Here is a 16,331-nt window from a genome sequence, read left to right as displayed (position 1 = left end):
TGCGAAAGGGAAAACTCTATACGATTGGAAGTTTCAAATTCGCTTTATGCTTATAGTCGAATAATGTGACAAAAATATAACTCTAAAAAATATAAGTTAAGAATTTGTTTGAACCATCATCGCTCAATCATCCCCAAAACAGTCAAATTGCTGGATTGGGGATGATTGAGAGACTTGTTTTAGGATGCAGATTGCTCCGATGCAGGAGTCGGCACAAATTTATTTAGTAATGTGCCTAAAATTGCGGCAAAAATATACATGAAAATAGAATAAACCGCAGCAGGCATGGCAATGGTTGAGCTTGCCATAACGGTTAGGGCGATGGTCATTGCAAGGGTACTGTTGTGAATGCCAATTTCAAAGGCGCAGGCACGGGCTTGTTGGCTGTTCACACCAAAGAAACGCGGGACAAAATAACCAATCAATAAACTGCAGGCACAGAACAGGGCAGTGGCAAGTCCTACATCTGCCAAATAAAGCATGATGTTATTTCGCTCTTTGGCAATCGCGCCAATAATAATCACTATCAGAAAAACCACAGCAAAAATACGCACAGGTTTGTTTAAACGGTCTGCCGTTTGCGGGCTAAAATGGCGTACCAACATCCCTAAAGTCACAGGGATAATAATAATTAAAAATACCTGCAATACTTTGGCAAATTGTAAGCCAACTTGTTGCCCATCCTGCATAAAATGTTGAATGGCAAAGTTGACAATCAGGGGCAAGGTAAATGCTGCAATCACGGAATTCACGGCAGTGAGGGTGATGTTTAGGGCAATATCACCTTTATATAAGTAGCTAAATAAGTTGGCTGTTGGCCCACCTGGAGATGCTGCTAGTAGCATGAGTCCGACTGCAAGCAGTGGTGGTAAATTCAGCAGTTTACAAATAAAGAATGCAATTGCTGTCAGGACGACCAATTGACAAAATAAAGCAATAAACACTGCTTTGGGGTGTTTGCTCACCCGTTTAAAGTCGTTAGGAGTGAGTTCTAAGCCAAGTCCAGCCATGACCACGGCCAAAGCCAGCGGCAAAAATATTGTGATTAATCCTGAATCCATAAACACTCCTTTGTTTTTACATCTACAATAATTTATTTGATATTTAACTGTTTGTTTAATATGTAGTTAATTTTGCTCACGTTTTAAATTGTATTTTTATTGTGGTTTAAACTCTGCTCCTGTTTGTGTTGATGGGCAAGTTTGGCCGATTGTCTAGCTAACATACTCCCTAAAATAAAGCTGAACATATACATAAAAATGGTGTAAATCGCAGAAGGAATGGCAATTTCAGTGCTTTGCAAAACCGATAGCGCAACGGTTAAAGAAACAGCAGTGTTATGAATGCCAATTTCAAAACAACAAGAGCGTGCTTGTTGATCAGGCACACCCGCCAAATACGGCACAAGATAACCAATAAGTAAACTTAAAAAGCAAAAAAGCGCTGTGGCGATACCAATCGCACTGAAATAGTCAAAGACATTGGCGCGTTCGCGGAAAAGCGCATAAACGAATAAAGCGAAAATGAAATAAATGGACATCAAACGCATAGGTTTGCCCAACTGTAATGCAATTTGTGGCATCACATTACGCACCGCCATTCCTACACATACAGGCACAATAATCAGTAAAAAAACCTGTGCCATTTTTTCAATAGGCATGCCAATTTGTTGTTGATCGGTCATAAAATACAGAAAAGACAAATTAACAATAAAAGGCAGCGTAAAGGTCGCCATCACAGAGTTCATTGCGGTTAGGGTAATATTTAGGGCAACGTCACCTTTATAGACATAGCTAAATAAGTTCGCAGTAGGCCCCCCTGGTGAGGCAGCAAGCAGCATTAAGCCAATTGCCAATAGCGGTGGCAATTCTAAAAATAAACAAATTGAAAATGCTAAAACAGGCAAAATGACCAATTGTGAAAAAAGCGTTAAAAAAATGACTTTAGGAAATTGATTGACCCGAATAAAGTCTTTAGGCGTGAGTTGTAAGCCTAAGCCCATCATCATCACAGCCAAGGTCAGTGGTAGAAAAAAGGTAAAAAAGCCTGAATCCATAGCACATCCTTTATTTTTTTCTTATGGGTATAATTTTCCCTCTCTTTGCAGTGTAATTGTTTTTTGAGCTTGTGCAATAAACAAAGCAGTCACTTCTTATAAATGACTGCTTTGGTGTTATTTTCATGCTTTCAGTTTGAATGAATACAAGCCGATCTGTTCATGAAAATATAGATTAACTGATTGATCACATGGCAGCAGGGCGTGGTGGCGTAAAGCCTAAGGCACATTTGCCTTTTAACTCAGCACCATTGACTGTAATGACGGTGCTTTGCGCATCTGCCATACAAGAACGGTATAATTCAGGCTCATTGCCTTGTAATTGCACTGCTTTAGATGAACTAAAGAATTGTGGTTCACAGGTACCATTCCAGATAATCCCACGATAAGCAAAGCTTACAGGTGCGCCCTGAGTTTTACCTTTACAGACTTGCTGGAATTTTTGCGCGTTATAGACGGTTTCTACTTTATCATTTGCCTGCACTGCAAATGGACTGAAAAATAAGCCACAAAGCATAGAGGACAGCAAAATTTTCTTATTCATGATGTTTCCCTTTGTTTCTCATATCTGTGCTATTAGGATAAAAAATAGACAAATTAAAACAACGGTGATCTGGTTAATTTTTAGGTCTAAATGTTTTTATGTACAGTAAAAATGCAAATTTGGATTACAAAATATTAATTTTGTAGCGCGGTTAAGCCAATAAAATCGACTGAATCTGTCAACTTATGCCACAAGTTTTGCTATATTATATTCCGTCTTTATTTTTTATCTCTCATTGACCATTATGCACTATCCTAAAGTTTACGATGTCATTGTTATTGGTGGCGGTCACGCAGGCACCGAAGCGGCGCTTGCAGCAGCACGTATGGGTCGTCAAACCTTACTCTTAACTCATAACATTGAGACTTTAGGGCAGATGAGCTGTAACCCTGCAATTGGCGGGATTGGTAAGTCGCATTTGGTACGTGAGATTGATGCCTTAGGCGGCGCAATGGCATTGGCTGCCGATAAAAGCGGGATTCAATTCCGTATTTTAAACTCGCGTAAAGGTGCTGCTGTTCGTGCAACACGTGCGCAGGCAGACCGAGTTCGCTTTAAAGCTGCGATTCGCGCCACTTTAGAAAACCAAGCCAATTTAGATATTTTCCAACAAGCAGCCGATGACCTGATTGTAGAAGGCGATACTGTAAAAGGTGTAGTCACTCAAATGGGGATTCGTTTTGATGCGAAAACCGTGGTATTGACCACAGGTACATTCTTGGGTGGTGTGATTCACATCGGTTTAGAAAAATCGAGCGGTGGTCGTGCAGGCGATCCTCCATCAATTGCTTTGGCGGCACGTTTACGTGAATTAAATTTGCCTGTTGGGCGTTTAAAAACAGGTACGCCACCACGTATTGATGCACGCTCAGTCGATTTTTCGGTCATGATTCCGCAGCCAGGTGATTTCCCATCACCAACCATGTCATTCATGGGTGATGTGTCGATGCACCCTGAACAAGTGAACTGCTATATCACCCATACCAATGAACGTACTCACGAAATTATTCGTGGTGGTTTAGATCGTTCACCGATGTATACAGGTGTGATTGAAGGTGTTGGCCCACGTTACTGCCCATCGATTGAAGATAAAATTCACCGTTTTTCTGATAAAGACTCGCATCAGGTATTTTTGGAGCCTGAAGGTTTAGATACACATGAATTGTATCCAAACGGGATTTCAACCTCTTTACCGTTTGATGTGCAGTTCGAGTTAGTTCGTTCAATTCGTGGTATGGAAAATGCGCATATTTTGCGTCCAGGTTATGCGATTGAATATGATTACTTCAATCCACAAGCCTTGAAATTCACTTTGGAAACCAAAGCCATTAATAACTTGTATTTTGCAGGTCAAATTAATGGTACGACTGGCTATGAAGAAGCGGGTGCGCAAGGTGTGTTAGCTGGTTTGAATGCGGCACGTCGCGCTTGGGATCAGGAACAATGGACACCAAAACGTGACGAAGCTTATATTGGTGTATTGGTTGATGATTTGATCACGCTAGGTACCAAAGAACCGTACCGCATGTTTACCTCACGTGCGGAATACCGTTTGATGTTGCGTGAAGATAATGCCGATCAGCGTTTGACGCCAATTGGTCGTGAGCTTGGTTTGGTGGATGACACTCGTTGGGCAGCTTACTGTGAAAAAATGGAAGCAGTAGAACGTGAAACAGGGCGTTTACAACATTTGTGGGCTGCACCAAACAACCCAATGGGTAAAAAATTTGTTGAAATGACAGGTGCAGATTTATCCAAAGAATGTTCTGCGATTGATCTGTTAAAACGTCCAAATATCAGTTTTGCGCAAATCGCAGAATTAACGGGTTCAGACGTTTCTGCACAAGTGGGCGATCAAATTGAAATTGCAGTGAAATATGCAGGTTATATCAACCGTCAGCATGAAGATGTCGCACAATTAAAACGCTTGGAAGAAACCAAAATCCCTGCCGATTTTGATTATGATGCAGTGTCAGGTTTATCGCGTGAAATCACGCTAAAATTGAAGCATGTTTTGCCTGAAACTTTGGCACAAGCCAGTCGTATTCCAGGTGTGACACCTGCCGCAGTTCAATTGGTGATGATCACCATTCGTAAAAATGCACAGTCACGTAAATCTGCTTAAGGTTTGATGGATTGATGAAGAAGCCCACAATTTAAATTGCGGGCTTTTTTATGCGCCAAAGTAAATCAGATGCTAAGCAAAGAAGAAGTTGCGTATAAGAATAAATCTGATTTCGACTGCATATCTTATGATTTCACAGCTAGATCAGGAGCATTTAAAGTGACACTTATCAACATAGATAGGAGCAAAATATGACTTTAAAAAGCATTCGTTATAGTACAGCTGAACTGGCATGCCCACGCTGAACGATGCCGAGTCAATTTTAATTTTAACTTCAATCAGCAATCACAATAATTTGATTTAAAAGAGAACGATAATGCTATCGCCCCAATATATTTGGGGCTTTTTTATTCCTGAGTTTGATGCACCGCATTGGCAACTTCTACAGGTTCAATCTGAATTAGCTTTTTACCAAAACTACGCAACCACCAAACCAATTGTGAGGTAAACGGCACAGTGGCAGTCACCAACACATTACCATTTTCCAGTGTTTCCATAGTTTGATCTTTGCTTAATTGGCTTTCATCGAAGTATATGGCATCAGCTTTTTGCATGGTAAGTTTGAGCTGAATATTTTCAGTAGCTTTACTGAAATCGACTCTAAAACCTAATTCGCCAGATTCAATATAGGCATCAATATCAAAATTAACAGGATGCAAGGCGCGTGAATCTAAAACTTTGGCTGCTTTAAAACGATGCAGGGCAAAGGTTTGAATGTCGGTTTTGTCAAATCGAGTACAGATTAAATAAATCACCGCACCTTTTTGCACCAAAGCCAAAGGATTCAGCACATAAGTTTTTTCTTCGCCTGAATTGCTGCGTGATTGATAAATACATTCTAGTTGTTTGTCTTGGAGCAAGCCTTCATATATCGCCTGTTGTGCATTGCGGTCTACGACTGGTGGAATTAAAGGTTGTGTTGCAGGCACAATTCGCACACGATTAATCCATTGGCGGACATTGTTTTGGGTCGATAGACTGCGTCGTGCCAAATCAAACCATGGGTTCATTTCTTCAATCAAACTTGGCGGCAGCAGATGTTTTAAATGTTCCTCGACCATCATAAACGTTACCGCTTGAGAGCTGGTCATGTGCGGTAAACTTTGAATCGGTGCATCTGAACGCCAGCGCCAACCTTGTGGTACGGTACCATTACTTTCAATTGGAAAGCGCTGAGAAATTTGATTTAAGTCACGTTGAATCGTACGCAAACTAATGTCGATACCTTCACGTTGCAGGACATCGTGTAATTCACGTGTGCCCATCCATTTACCTGTAGAAAGGCGCGATAAAATTTGCCATTGGCGATATAAACTATTCGATGTTTCTTTTTCTTGTATAGACATATTCAATATTTACTAGGTCAATTCATACGGATGAAAACTTGTTCTTCCACACAATAAGAAAACTCGGAATGATTAGCAAGTTTTTTACTGAAAAAGGGCAAAATATAACCGCAGATTTTGCAGTAAATATCACAAAATTTGGACGGGCAAAGTTAATCAAATAATAGAAGTGAATCAGAAACTATGACCTCAAGCCATACTTGGATCAATTAGAAAAGCAAGATTGAATAGTTGTGTTTAAGTGAAAACCTGTCATTGTTTTGTATGGTAGATACAGGTTTATGTAAATCAAAGCGGTCTGAGTGGATGAGTGCTGTAGGTTAATTGGGCAAGGCGATTGAGGTGCTTTATCGCGATGAATTATCAACAGACCTTAGAGTTAGGAGGATGAAACAACCGTGAATTTATCTAGCAGCGATGCGCGAGAAATTTTTTGGTTAGCCCGATATTTAACCCGTATTCAATATGTATGTCAGCAATTTCCATTTAAACAAAATGATGCTGCTTTGACTTATGCACATGCCTTTTGTTTGCCTGCATTTGATGCAGCTTCTTTAAATGAATTGATTTTAAACGAAGAACAGCCTGCTTCATTTGCGATGCAGTTTGAGCAAACACGGACAAAAATTCAAAACTTGGCACAGGTGTTTTCTAAAGCTACTTATGTTGAATTACAGCAATGTATTCAAAATGCGTGCGATAACGCGAGTTATATTTGTGATGTGGTACAAGACTGCGAAGCACTATTAGATGCAGAACCACAGCAGATATATTTATTTTTCCAATTGGGGCAAAAAATTGAACAATTAGACCGACAAATTCGGTTAAAACAATCGACTGAAAAGACTTTGTCGCAATTGGAAATGATTGTGCAATGCCTAAAAGATTTAGGTTGGACGTCGTTTGTAGACGCATGGCAACAGCTGAAACAGCAACCCGATACCATGCATTTTTATCACTTTAGTGATCATATTCAGCACTTACTTTCGGTGGATTAAGCAGAACTTGTCATGTCAAATTAATCGACAACAATATTATTTTAAGCTCTGTGTAGTTAAAAAATAGTGGAAGCCGAAGCTCCCATTATGTCTTAACTTATTACTGGCTTTGAACAGCTATCAAATTCAATAGCTTTGACTCGTGCAGTACTTTCGGCTCGGTTACTTAGTCGCGTTCAACCGCAAGTGCAACACCCATACCACCGCCGACGCAAAGCGTTGCGATGCCTTTTTTTGCATCACGGCGTTGCATTTCGTGTAGTAACGTCACAAGGATACGGCAACCAGAAGCACCAATCGGGTGACCGAGGGCAATTGCACCGCCATTCACGTTTACTTTATCTAAGTCTAAGCCTAGTTCTTTGGCAACGCCTAAAGCCTGAGCGGCAAAGGCTTCGTTAGCTTCAATCAAATCAACTTGATCTAAGCTCCAGCCTGCTTTATTCAGGGTTTTCTTTACCGCTTCAACAGGGCCAAGACCCATAATTTCAGGCTCAATACCCGACATTGCATAGGCTTTAATACGTGCTAAAGGTTGTAGACCTAAGGCTGCAGCTTTGTCTGCACTCATCATCAACACTGCTGCTGCACCATCGTTAATACCAGAAGCATTGCCTGCGGTTACGCTGCCATCTTTTTTGAACGCAGGGCGTAATTTATTCAGGCTTTCAAGGGTAGTATTGGCTTTGATGTATTCATCTTCAGCAAATACAATTGGGTCGCCTTTACGCTGTGGAATGCTTACAGCCGCAATTTCATCTTTAAATTTACCAGCCGCTTGTGCTGCAGCCGCGCGTTGTTGTGAAGTCAGTGCCAATTGGTCTTGTTCTTCACGGTTTAAACCAAGTTTTTCTACAATATTTTCTGCAGTAATACCCATGTGATATTGGTTATAGGCATCGGTTAAACCATCAGCCACCATGCTGTCGATCAACTGGGCATTCCCCATTTTTTGACAGTTTCGCAATTGCATATAGTGTGCGCTTTGTGACATTGATTCTTGACCACCAGCAACCACAATTTCTGCTTCATCACACTGAATCGCTTGTGCAGCCAAATGTACGGCACGTAAACCTGAACCACACACCACGTTAAGCGTTGATGCAGGTACTTGCACAGGAATACCTGCAGCAATTGCGGCTTGGCGTGCAGGGTTTTGTCCTACACCTGTAGTGAGTACGTTGCCCATAATCACCTGATCGACTTGTTCAGGCTGTACTTTGGCACTGTCTAATACCGCACGAATTGCTGTTTGCCCCAATTGTGGTGCAGATAAAGAAGCGAGACTACCTAAAAAGCTACCAATTGCAGTACGTTTTGCAGCAACAATGACAACATCTTTCATTTTATATCCTTAAATTTTATGTTTACGTTTCTGTGGATGCACATGATATATAGCATGTGCATTGCTGTTGTTATATGACTGATTAAAATAAATTTACCAAAACATAGCGACCTGGTGCTGCTTCTATCATTGGATATTGCGCATTACCTAAGGCGCGGGCAGGGAATTGTTGGCCTGCATACGGTGTAACCCAAGCCTGCCAGCGTAGCCACCAAGACTCAGGATGATACTCTGCACCATCTAGCCATTGCTTGGTATTTTCAAACTTGGCAGAGTTGGTATAGCAGCCGTATTTATTACGACTTGGCGGATTCACAATGCCTGCCACGTGTCCAGATTCACCAAGTACCAGTGTAGATTCACCGCCTAAGTAATCTGCACCACGGAAGCTTGTATCCCAAAGCGCGATATGATCTTCCTGCGTTGCAATAAAGAAGCTTGGTGTTTTGACACGAGAAAGGTTGAGTCCAACACCGTTTACTTTCACTGCGTTTGGTGAAATCAATTCATTATTCAAATACAAATTACGCAATAAGAAATTATGAATTTTGGCAGGAATATTGGTGCCGTCGCTGTTCCAATACAAAATATCGAAATCTGAAGGCTCTTTGCCTTTTAAATAGTTCTCGATGTAGTAGTTCCAGTACAGGGTATTTTCACGTAACAAACTGAACGTAACTGCCAATTGGCGACCATCAAAATAACCGAATTGATTATTTAAGGTTTCTAAACCATTAATCACAGGTTCATTAATAAATACGCCTAAGCTGCCTGGGTTTTCAAAGTCGATAATGGTTGCCATATACGTGGCAGATTTCACATGACTTTTCAGGCGTTTTGCCACGTAATAAGCCTGCGTTGCAGCAAGTAAAGTACCACCAATACAATAGCCGATACAGTTGGCTTCTTTTTCTCCTGTAATTTCTTCAATAACACGCAAAGCTTCAACCGCACCTGCGGTGATCAGATCAGCGAAAGTGAGTTCTTTTTGTTCAGCATTTGGGTTACGCCAAGACATTAAAAAGACCGTATGACCTTGCTGACGTAACCAGTTCACCAATGAGTTTTGTTCGCGTAAATCCAGCACATAATATTTATTAATAAATGGCGGCACGATTAGAATCGGGGTTTGATATACATTTTCTGTCGTTGCTTCATATTGCAACAACTGGAAAATTTCATTTTCAAAGACCACTGCGCCTGGTGTATAGGCTAAATCTTTACCCAAGCTAAAAGAGTCACTATTGACTATGCGAATAGATAAATATTTTCCGCTATTGACCACATCATCATGGAAAATTTGCATACCACGGACAAGGTTTTCGCCTTGTTCGGTAATGGTTTGCTGAATCACTTCAGGGTTAGTCCAAAGAAAATTGCTTGGTGATAAAGCATTAATCATTTGACGGGTAAAAAAGTGAATGCGGTAACGCACTTTGTCTGGAATGCCTTCTACGACATCCACCATATTTTGTACCAGTTGGCTAAACAGCAAATAAGACTGCGATAACAGGTCAAAATTGGGTTGTTCTTGCCATAATGGGCTGTTAAAACGACGATCACCACTTTCAGGTTGAATGAATGGTTCGATGTCTTTTGCCACACTGCGCATCATCACATTTTGGTAGATTTGCATTTGACCTTGCCACCAGCTCCATTGCATTTCCATCAAGCGTGCTGGATTTTTAGACAAAGCTTCAAAGAACATCGACATATCTTCTTTGTTGAGCTGTGTTAAGGCGTCATTAATAGGGCTTTGCCCATAATAAAATTCTTGTAGTTTTTTCCAGATATCATCGTGGCTAGAGAAAAATTGTAATATATTTTCTTTGAATTGAAATGAGTTCTGTTTCATTTCATCGCTCCATAGCACATGGCTTTTAGCAATCAAATTGAGTGCAAGGCTGAAACTAAAACGGGGAAATTTTCACACTTCCCCGTAACATTCGTCCTGATAACGCATGGTTTTCAGAGCAGTGCTTATTTATTATTTGGCATTGAATCGCTGACTAACTTTTCAAATTCTGCTTTGACTTCTGAAGTCAGTGTTGCTAATTTTTTGCCATCTTCAATCATTTGCTGACTGAGTTTGTTCATAGTTTCTAATTGCTTGGTGGTGCAGTTCACCATGCTTTGCATGTCTTTCACTTCGCTATTGGCAAACATTTGTGCTAAACCAATGTTGGCATAGTTGCGTGCTGCTTCTAATTGTAGGTTGGTTAAGTTAGCAAAATTTTTTGCAACTATACTGTTGAATTTGGTGTACGGTTCAAACACGTTTTTGTATTGAGCATTCATGTTTGAAAATAAGTCGCCGTATAGCATGGGTGTCACTCCAGTAAATAAACTTGTAGATTAAAATGAGGTGTTACACGCTTAGTGCATGTATAAGCCGCCGTTGATTGATAAGGTTTCGCCTGTTACGTATGCAGCATGATCACTCACTAAATACATAACTGCTGCCGCAATTTCGGTAGGGGCGGCAAGACGTTGCAGAGGAATTTGTGCTTCAATGCTTTTAATTACTTCTTCGCGCATGGCTGTGACCATCGGGGTTGCGGTATAACCTGGTGCAACGACGTTCACGCAGATATTTGAACGTGCGCCTTCTTGCGCCAAAGCTTTGCTAAAGCCGATGATGCCTGCCTTAGTTGCAGAGTAGTTGGCTTGACCAAATTGACCTTTTAAACCGTTCACCGAACTAATGTTCACAATGCGACCAGACTTTTGTTCTAACATTTTGTTAAATACAGGCTGAGTCACGGTAAAAAGTGTTTTTAAGTTGGTTTCAATCACTTCAGACCACTGCGTATAGCTCATTTTTTTGAAAGTTGCATCGCGGGTAATACCAGCATTGTTGACCAACACATCTACACGACCTTCAGCATCAATTGCTTCTTGAATGGCTGCTGTAGCCGCTTCATGCTCATTTAAGTTGGTTAAAACAAAGCGCACATCACTTTCTGTAAAGCCTTCGTCTTTAAGCCATTGCTTTTCGCGATCTTCTTCTCTTGGTATAACCGTTGCAATAATTTTATAGCCTGCTGTAACCAGTTGACGGCAAATCTCACTGCCAATACCACCTAATGCACCCGTCACTAAAGCTACTTTTTGTTCAGACATATTCTTTTCCTAAGCAGAATAAGATTATAAAAATTAAGGAGTTTTTCCTCTTTATTCTTGTTTAGAAATTAAGCGTTTTATATTTCAAAGAGGCTGCAGTTTGATGATGCTTTGAAGTCAAAAGTAAACAAATATTGGTAATAGATTATTTTCTTATCATGTGGATGCTTTTATAAATGGCTTAAATAGTCGTGAAGTCATTGATTCATCGTAGCGCGCAGCACAAACTTCTGAGAACTGGTGAAATGTGATTAATCCATGAATTTGAAGCGATGTGGCAGTTTAAAGACAGTGCGCGAGCATATTGTTTTTTCTTGAGATTTTGAGTGTGATTTTCAGCTAAATATTTGGATGACTGTAAAGCGCTAAATGCAAATGTGGGTGACCACAAATTTTTATCAATATGAATGGAAATAAAGTGAATTTAAGAAAATAAAAAGCGAAAAGAAAAATATAAGAAAGAAAAAGAGAATGGCTTAGACGATTGCATGCAGCAAAACTGCTACATGCAACAGATCGAAAAAAGAAAGTTAAATGCTGGTTGCCTTGCGCTGTGGGCGAGGGCTTAAACGACACAACAACTCATAGCCAATCGTACCATTGGCTGTGGCAACATCATCCACCAAACGGTGTTTGCCCCATAGTTCAACTTGTGTGCCTAATTCAACGTCTAAACCTGTGACATCAATGGCAATCATATCCATAGACACACGACCAAGCACAGGCGTTAATTTTGCACCAATCGCAACAAAATTTGGCTGAACAAATGTACGTGGATAACCATCGCCATAGCCAATTGAAACAATCGCAATTTGCATGGCTTGTTCTGCAGTAAAGGTTGAACCGTAGCCGACGTGTTCGCCTGCATCAATTTCATTTAGTGCGATCACTTCTGCGCTTAAAGTCATCACAGGCTTTAAGTCGAGTGTATGCACATTATGTGCGGCAAAAGGCGTTGCACCGTAAAGCATAATGCCTGGGCGTACATAATCAAAATGCAATTCGGGATAACGATAGATTGCAGCAGAGTTGCAGCAAGAAGCAAGAATAGGGCTGCAATTGTCTTTGACATGCAAAAATTGTGCGACTTGTTGATCATTCAAAGCATGGTCGCCATCGGCATTGGCAAAATGCATGGTCAACACACAGGTAAAACCTTCAGCTTTGAGCATGTGAATCACATCAATAATTTCAGGAATTTTAAAACCTAAACGATTCATGCCGCTGTTGAGTTTGACCCAGACTTTTAAGCCTTGTGTGATGTAATCAGCTTTATGTTGTAGCAGCCAGTCGAGCTGTGCTTGATGATGCACCACACATTCTAATTTGTGTGCTAACACACTTTGCATTTCATCGGCAGAAAAAACACCTTCAATCAGGGTGATGGGCTGCGTATATCCCAATTCACGAATTTCTAAGGCTTCTTCAACGCAAGCGACACCAAAGGCATCGCTGTCTTTTAAGGCTGCTAAGCAGTCTTTTACACCATGTCCGTAAGCATTGGCCTTGACCATGCTAACAATTTTCGCTGTTGGGGCAAGTTGTTTGACACGGTTTAAATTATATTGCAGTGCCTGACTGTCAATATAAACTGTTGCTTGGCGCACCCTCGTTACTCCTTGGGAATGACAATTGGTAATTTGTGTTAGATACACTGTGGAGTGATAAATAAATACTAAAAATAGTTCTATTTAAAAATATTCACTATTGTAGACCTATCAACCTCAAATAGACATGAACATTTAAGTTTTTGATCATAAATTAACTTAAGATCGAAAAATCTATTAGGTTATTGATTGCAAATAATTTGTAAAAGTTTCAGGCTTTATTTTTCATATAAAACTATACGTTCTAAAAGCTATTATGGCGTTAGATGCTCTCACTTAGGAAAATTCTGAACTGTACGAGTTATGGCAAGACTCAGAAGATTGTGGAGAGTGGGTTCGTAATTTAAATGAACTCAAAGAGAGATTAAACAATGCATTTTAAACTTGGATATGTTGAATAAATGATGAAAATATTTTGTTATCTGGGATGGAGTACTTTATTTTTTTGTCAATCAGTTATGGCTTGTATGCCACATTCACCCAATGACGTTTTTATTGCCCGTTACCAAGGTTCACTGGCAGTACAGGAGAGTTCAGACTTCATTTTTGAACTCAGTTCAGGTCAATTTATTTTTCGCTCAATACTAGATGAGGTTAAATATAAAAAGCCTACTCAATGGTACAGTGGATTTTCAGGTAAAAGTACAGCTAAAAACCAATTAATTATTGGTTTAGCTTATGCACCAGATGGTGCTAAACCCCAGCAATATCAAGTAGTTTCATTTGCAACATTAAACTGTAAGAATGACCAGCTTGTTTTATCTAAACCGATTGTCCCATTTTTAGCTTGGAATAAGCAGACCTCAAATTGTTCTACAGTCGATAGATCAGAGGTTGGGATTTTAGATGGTTTTATAGACTATGATCAGACACATTATTTGGCGCAACTGCAACAAAAGTATCCGACATGCAAGCAATTAAATAAAGCATTTCCATCACTTGAAATGGAAGAAAATAGTCAAGATTATAATTTACTCTCAAGTTGGAAACTATGGTGGGCAAAGTTAATAAGTCAGATTAAAACATGGTTTTAATAAAAAAGAGCAATGCAAGCATTACTCTTCATCATCATACTGAGCATAATACTCAGGAGATAAGTTACTAAAACGCGTATATTGCCCTTCAAAAGCAAGACGTACCGTACCAATTGGGCCGTTACGCTGTTTACCAATAATAATTTCGGCAGTACCTGCTTCTTTAGATTCTTTATTGTAAACTTCGTCGCGGTAAATAAACATGATTAAATCCGCATCCTGCTCAATTGCACCAGATTCACGCAAGTCAGACATCACAGGGCGTTTATTAGGTCGGTTCTCTAATGAGCGGTTGAGCTGTGACAAAGCAATCACAGGGCAGTTCATCTCTTTGGCCAAGGCTTTTAAGCTACGTGAAATTTCTGAGATTTCGCCGACACGGTTATCGCCCATGCCTGGAACTTTCATTAACTGCAAGTAATCGACCATGATGCAGCCAATTTTACCGCCATGTTGTTTGGCAATGCGTCGTGCACGTGCACGTACTTCCGTAGGTGGTAGGGCAGATGAGTCATCAATATACAAATGCTTTTCTTGCAGTTGTAAAATCGTGCCTGTGACTTTTGACCATTCATCGCCACTGAGTTTACCTGAACGTAAGTTCCCTTGATGCACTTTGCCGTATGCAGAAATCAAACGCATTGCAATTGAGTCTGCAGGCATTTCCATAGAGTAGACAAGGGCAGGTAAGTCATTGTTAAACAAAACACTTTCAACCAAATTCATGGCAAAGGTGGTTTTACCCATAGATGGACGCGCAGCGACAATAATCAAATCACCCGCTTGCATGCCCGAAGTTTTATTATCTAACTCCACAAAGCCTGTGGTTAAACCTGTAATATTGCCTTCCATTTTAGAAAGTTCATCAAGTTTATCGAATACATCGGCAACCACACTCGAAATGGCTTTTGGGCCTTGCGCTTTGGCATTGTTATTGTGTTGTTCGGCAATTTGGAAAATATTAGTTTCAGCCAAATCTAAAATCTCACTTACACTACGCCCTTTGGTGTCATAGGCATTTTGTAAAATTTCAGAACTGACTTTAATCATGTTTCTGAGGGTTGAGAATTCTTTAATTTTCGTGGCATAGGTTTCTAGGTTATAAAAACTAGAAGGTGAGTCTGCCATGAGCTGCATTAAATATTCTTCACCGCCCGCAGCTTCGAGTAAATTTTGTTTAATCAGCCAGTCATTCACCAAAACAGCATCATAAGGTGAGTTTTCTTTAGATAAAGAATCAATAGCGCGGAAAATATATTTGTGGCGTGTCGCGTAAAAATCAGATTCTTGTAATACATCACCCACTTGTTCAAAAGATTCGGCTACAGTCATCAACGCAGCCAAAACAGCTTGTTCGATGGCTAAGTTATGCGGTGGGGTACGAAACTCTTTAAGCGGGCTGTTCTCATTTGGTTTTAGATCAGACTTTGCAGTATGTTGCTTTGCGCTAGCAGTCGCCTGTGACATATAAATCCCTGATTTTTAAAACAGTAAATGCTGAATAATGCACGGGGGATAGAACTTGAAACTCATATTCTTTCCACTTCCCGATGATACGCCCTCTAGAAAAAAAAGCGAGTAGATTTTGGTGAAGGATAAGTCAAAGCGTATAGATCGATTTAGGAAAATTGTACTAACTGTATATTCTAAAGACAAAAAAAGAGCATGCGATTAGGCATGCTCTTTTCTTTTGCAGAAAATTACTCAGATACGATAGTAACGAGAACTTCAGCAACAACATCATGGTGCAATTGGATTGCGATGTTGAATTCACCAGTGTGACGAAGCGCACCGTTTGGTAAACGAACTTCTGCACGGTCAACTTCAAGACCAGCATTCGTTAACGCGTCAGCGATGTCACGAGTACCGATAGAACCGAAAAGTTTACCTTCATCACCAGCTTTAGCAGTGATTACGATGTTAACTTCGTTCAATTGGTCAGCACGTGCTTGAGCAGCAGCTAAAATTTCAGCTTCTTGCTTCTCAAGTTCAGCACGACGAGCTTCAAATGCTGCAGTGTTTGCTTCAGTTGCAGCAACTGCTTTACCTTGAGGGATCAAGTAGTTACGGCCGTAACCAGCTTTAACTGAAACTTTATCGCCTAATTTACCAAGGTTCTTAATGCGTTGTAATAAGATAATATCCACAGCTCA

General features: G+C 40.3%; 14 protein-coding genes. 3 read left to right on the top strand and 11 right to left on the bottom strand.

All coding sequences use genetic code 11. The features are described from left to right. Positions 1-179: 179 nt before the first annotated feature. From FTT91_RS00240 to FTT91_RS00230, 3 genes are all read right to left on the bottom strand, one after another. Positions 180-1,061 (bottom strand): bile acid:sodium symporter family protein, encoded by an 882-nt coding sequence (locus FTT91_RS00240; RefSeq protein ID WP_096900912.1) that lies wholly within the window; start codon positions 1,059-1,061, stop codon positions 180-182. 83 nt (positions 1,062-1,144) lie between these two features. Beyond that, positions 1,145-2,056 carry a bile acid:sodium symporter family protein gene (locus FTT91_RS00235; protein ID WP_180168745.1) on the bottom strand — a complete coding sequence of 304 codons (912 nt, stop codon included), beginning with the start codon at positions 2,054-2,056 and terminating at the stop codon, positions 1,145-1,147. Positions 2,057-2,243: 187 nt separating this feature from the next. Continuing rightward, complete coding sequence (locus tag FTT91_RS00230) at positions 2,244-2,600, bottom strand: hypothetical protein (RefSeq protein ID WP_180168744.1); 357 nt, start codon at positions 2,598-2,600, stop codon at positions 2,244-2,246. A 244-nt stretch (positions 2,601-2,844) separates the two neighbouring features. On the opposite strand from FTT91_RS00230, the gene mnmG reads away from it, so the two are divergent. Further along, positions 2,845-4,725, top strand: a complete 1,881-nt coding sequence (gene mnmG, locus FTT91_RS00225) for a tRNA uridine-5-carboxymethylaminomethyl(34) synthesis enzyme MnmG (RefSeq protein ID WP_096900911.1) — start codon at positions 2,845-2,847, stop codon at positions 4,723-4,725. 347 nt (positions 4,726-5,072) lie between these two features. Here the strand turns inward: mnmG and FTT91_RS14660 are convergent, their stop codons facing one another. After that, entirely contained in the window at positions 5,073-6,071 is a 999-nt protein-coding gene (locus FTT91_RS14660; RefSeq protein ID WP_004973137.1) for a YafY family protein, read from the bottom strand. Positions 6,072-6,469: 398 nt separating this feature from the next. Between FTT91_RS14660 and FTT91_RS00215 the strand changes: the two genes are divergently transcribed. After that, positions 6,470-7,069 carry a hypothetical protein gene (locus FTT91_RS00215; protein WP_004973138.1) on the top strand — a complete coding sequence of 200 codons (600 nt, stop codon included), beginning with the start codon at positions 6,470-6,472 and terminating at the stop codon, positions 7,067-7,069. A 166-nt stretch (positions 7,070-7,235) separates the two neighbouring features. On the opposite strand, the gene FTT91_RS00210 is transcribed toward FTT91_RS00215, so the two are convergent. The 5 genes from FTT91_RS00210 to alr all read right to left on the bottom strand — a co-directional run bounded on the left by FTT91_RS00210 (position 7,236) and on the right by alr (position 13,144). Further along, on the bottom strand, positions 7,236-8,414 hold the full coding sequence (locus FTT91_RS00210) for an acetyl-CoA C-acetyltransferase (RefSeq protein ID WP_004973139.1): 1,179 nt from the start codon (positions 8,412-8,414) through the stop codon (positions 7,236-7,238). 82 nt (positions 8,415-8,496) lie between these two features. Next, on the bottom strand, positions 8,497-10,269 hold the full coding sequence (locus FTT91_RS00205) for a class I poly(R)-hydroxyalkanoic acid synthase (RefSeq protein WP_180168743.1): 1,773 nt from the start codon (positions 10,267-10,269) through the stop codon (positions 8,497-8,499). Between the two features lie 125 nt (positions 10,270-10,394). Then, entirely contained in the window at positions 10,395-10,739 is a 345-nt protein-coding gene (locus FTT91_RS00200) for a phasin family protein (protein WP_004973142.1), read from the bottom strand. A 51-nt stretch (positions 10,740-10,790) separates the two neighbouring features. Beyond that, on the bottom strand, positions 10,791-11,537 hold the full coding sequence (locus tag FTT91_RS00195) for a beta-ketoacyl-ACP reductase (RefSeq protein WP_180168742.1): 747 nt from the start codon (positions 11,535-11,537) through the stop codon (positions 10,791-10,793). Between the two features lie 530 nt (positions 11,538-12,067). After that, positions 12,068-13,144: an alanine racemase gene (gene alr / locus FTT91_RS00190; RefSeq protein WP_096900907.1), complete on the bottom strand. Its 1,077-nt coding sequence runs from the start codon at positions 13,142-13,144 to the stop codon at positions 12,068-12,070. A 467-nt stretch (positions 13,145-13,611) separates the two neighbouring features. Here alr and FTT91_RS00185 point away from each other — a divergent pair, with 467 nt between their 5' ends. After that, entirely contained in the window at positions 13,612-14,178 is a 567-nt protein-coding gene (locus FTT91_RS00185) for a hypothetical protein (RefSeq protein ID WP_026438364.1), read from the top strand. Positions 14,179-14,199: 21 nt separating this feature from the next. Here the strand turns inward: FTT91_RS00185 and dnaB are convergent, their stop codons facing one another. Together dnaB and rplI are read right to left on the bottom strand one after the other, a co-directional pair. Continuing rightward, positions 14,200-15,645 (bottom strand): replicative DNA helicase, encoded by a 1,446-nt coding sequence (dnaB, locus tag FTT91_RS00180; protein WP_004973149.1) that lies wholly within the window; start codon positions 15,643-15,645, stop codon positions 14,200-14,202. Between the two features lie 233 nt (positions 15,646-15,878). After that, complete coding sequence (rplI, locus tag FTT91_RS00175) at positions 15,879-16,325, bottom strand: 50S ribosomal protein L9 (RefSeq protein WP_004973150.1); 447 nt, start codon at positions 16,323-16,325, stop codon at positions 15,879-15,881. Positions 16,326-16,331 lie beyond the last annotated feature (6 nt).

Source organism: Acinetobacter sp. YH12021, assembly GCF_013420145.1.
Classification (GTDB): domain Bacteria; phylum Pseudomonadota; class Gammaproteobacteria; order Pseudomonadales; family Moraxellaceae; genus Acinetobacter; species Acinetobacter towneri.
Note: the sequence above shows the minus strand (reverse complement) of the source record. Positions and strands in the feature narration are given on the sequence as shown.

Bases quoted from the DNA above. Each gene is read 5' to 3' on its own strand.
- FTT91_RS00240 (WP_096900912.1), bottom strand. From the start codon at position 1,061: ATGGATTCAGGATTAATCACAATATTTTTGCCGCTGGCTTTGGCCGTG.
- FTT91_RS00205 (WP_180168743.1), bottom strand. From the start codon at position 10,269: ATGAAACAGAACTCATTTCAATTCAAAGAAAATATATTACAATTTTTC.
- mnmG (WP_096900911.1), top strand. From the start codon at position 2,845: ATGCACTATCCTAAAGTTTACGATGTCATTGTTATTGGTGGCGGTCAC.
- FTT91_RS00230 (WP_180168744.1), bottom strand. From the start codon at position 2,600: ATGAATAAGAAAATTTTGCTGTCCTCTATGCTTTGTGGCTTATTTTTC.
- FTT91_RS00195 (WP_180168742.1), bottom strand. From the start codon at position 11,537: ATGTCTGAACAAAAAGTAGCTTTAGTGACGGGTGCATTAGGTGGTATT.
- FTT91_RS14660 (WP_004973137.1), bottom strand. From the start codon at position 6,071: ATGTCTATACAAGAAAAAGAAACATCGAATAGTTTATATCGCCAATGG.
- dnaB (WP_004973149.1), bottom strand. From the start codon at position 15,645: ATGTCACAGGCGACTGCTAGCGCAAAGCAACATACTGCAAAGTCTGAT.
- FTT91_RS00185 (WP_026438364.1), top strand. From the start codon at position 13,612: ATGCCACATTCACCCAATGACGTTTTTATTGCCCGTTACCAAGGTTCA.
- FTT91_RS00200 (WP_004973142.1), bottom strand. From the start codon at position 10,739: ATGCTATACGGCGACTTATTTTCAAACATGAATGCTCAATACAAAAAC.
- FTT91_RS00235 (WP_180168745.1), bottom strand. From the start codon at position 2,056: ATGGATTCAGGCTTTTTTACCTTTTTTCTACCACTGACCTTGGCTGTG.
- FTT91_RS00210 (WP_004973139.1), bottom strand. From the start codon at position 8,414: ATGAAAGATGTTGTCATTGTTGCTGCAAAACGTACTGCAATTGGTAGC.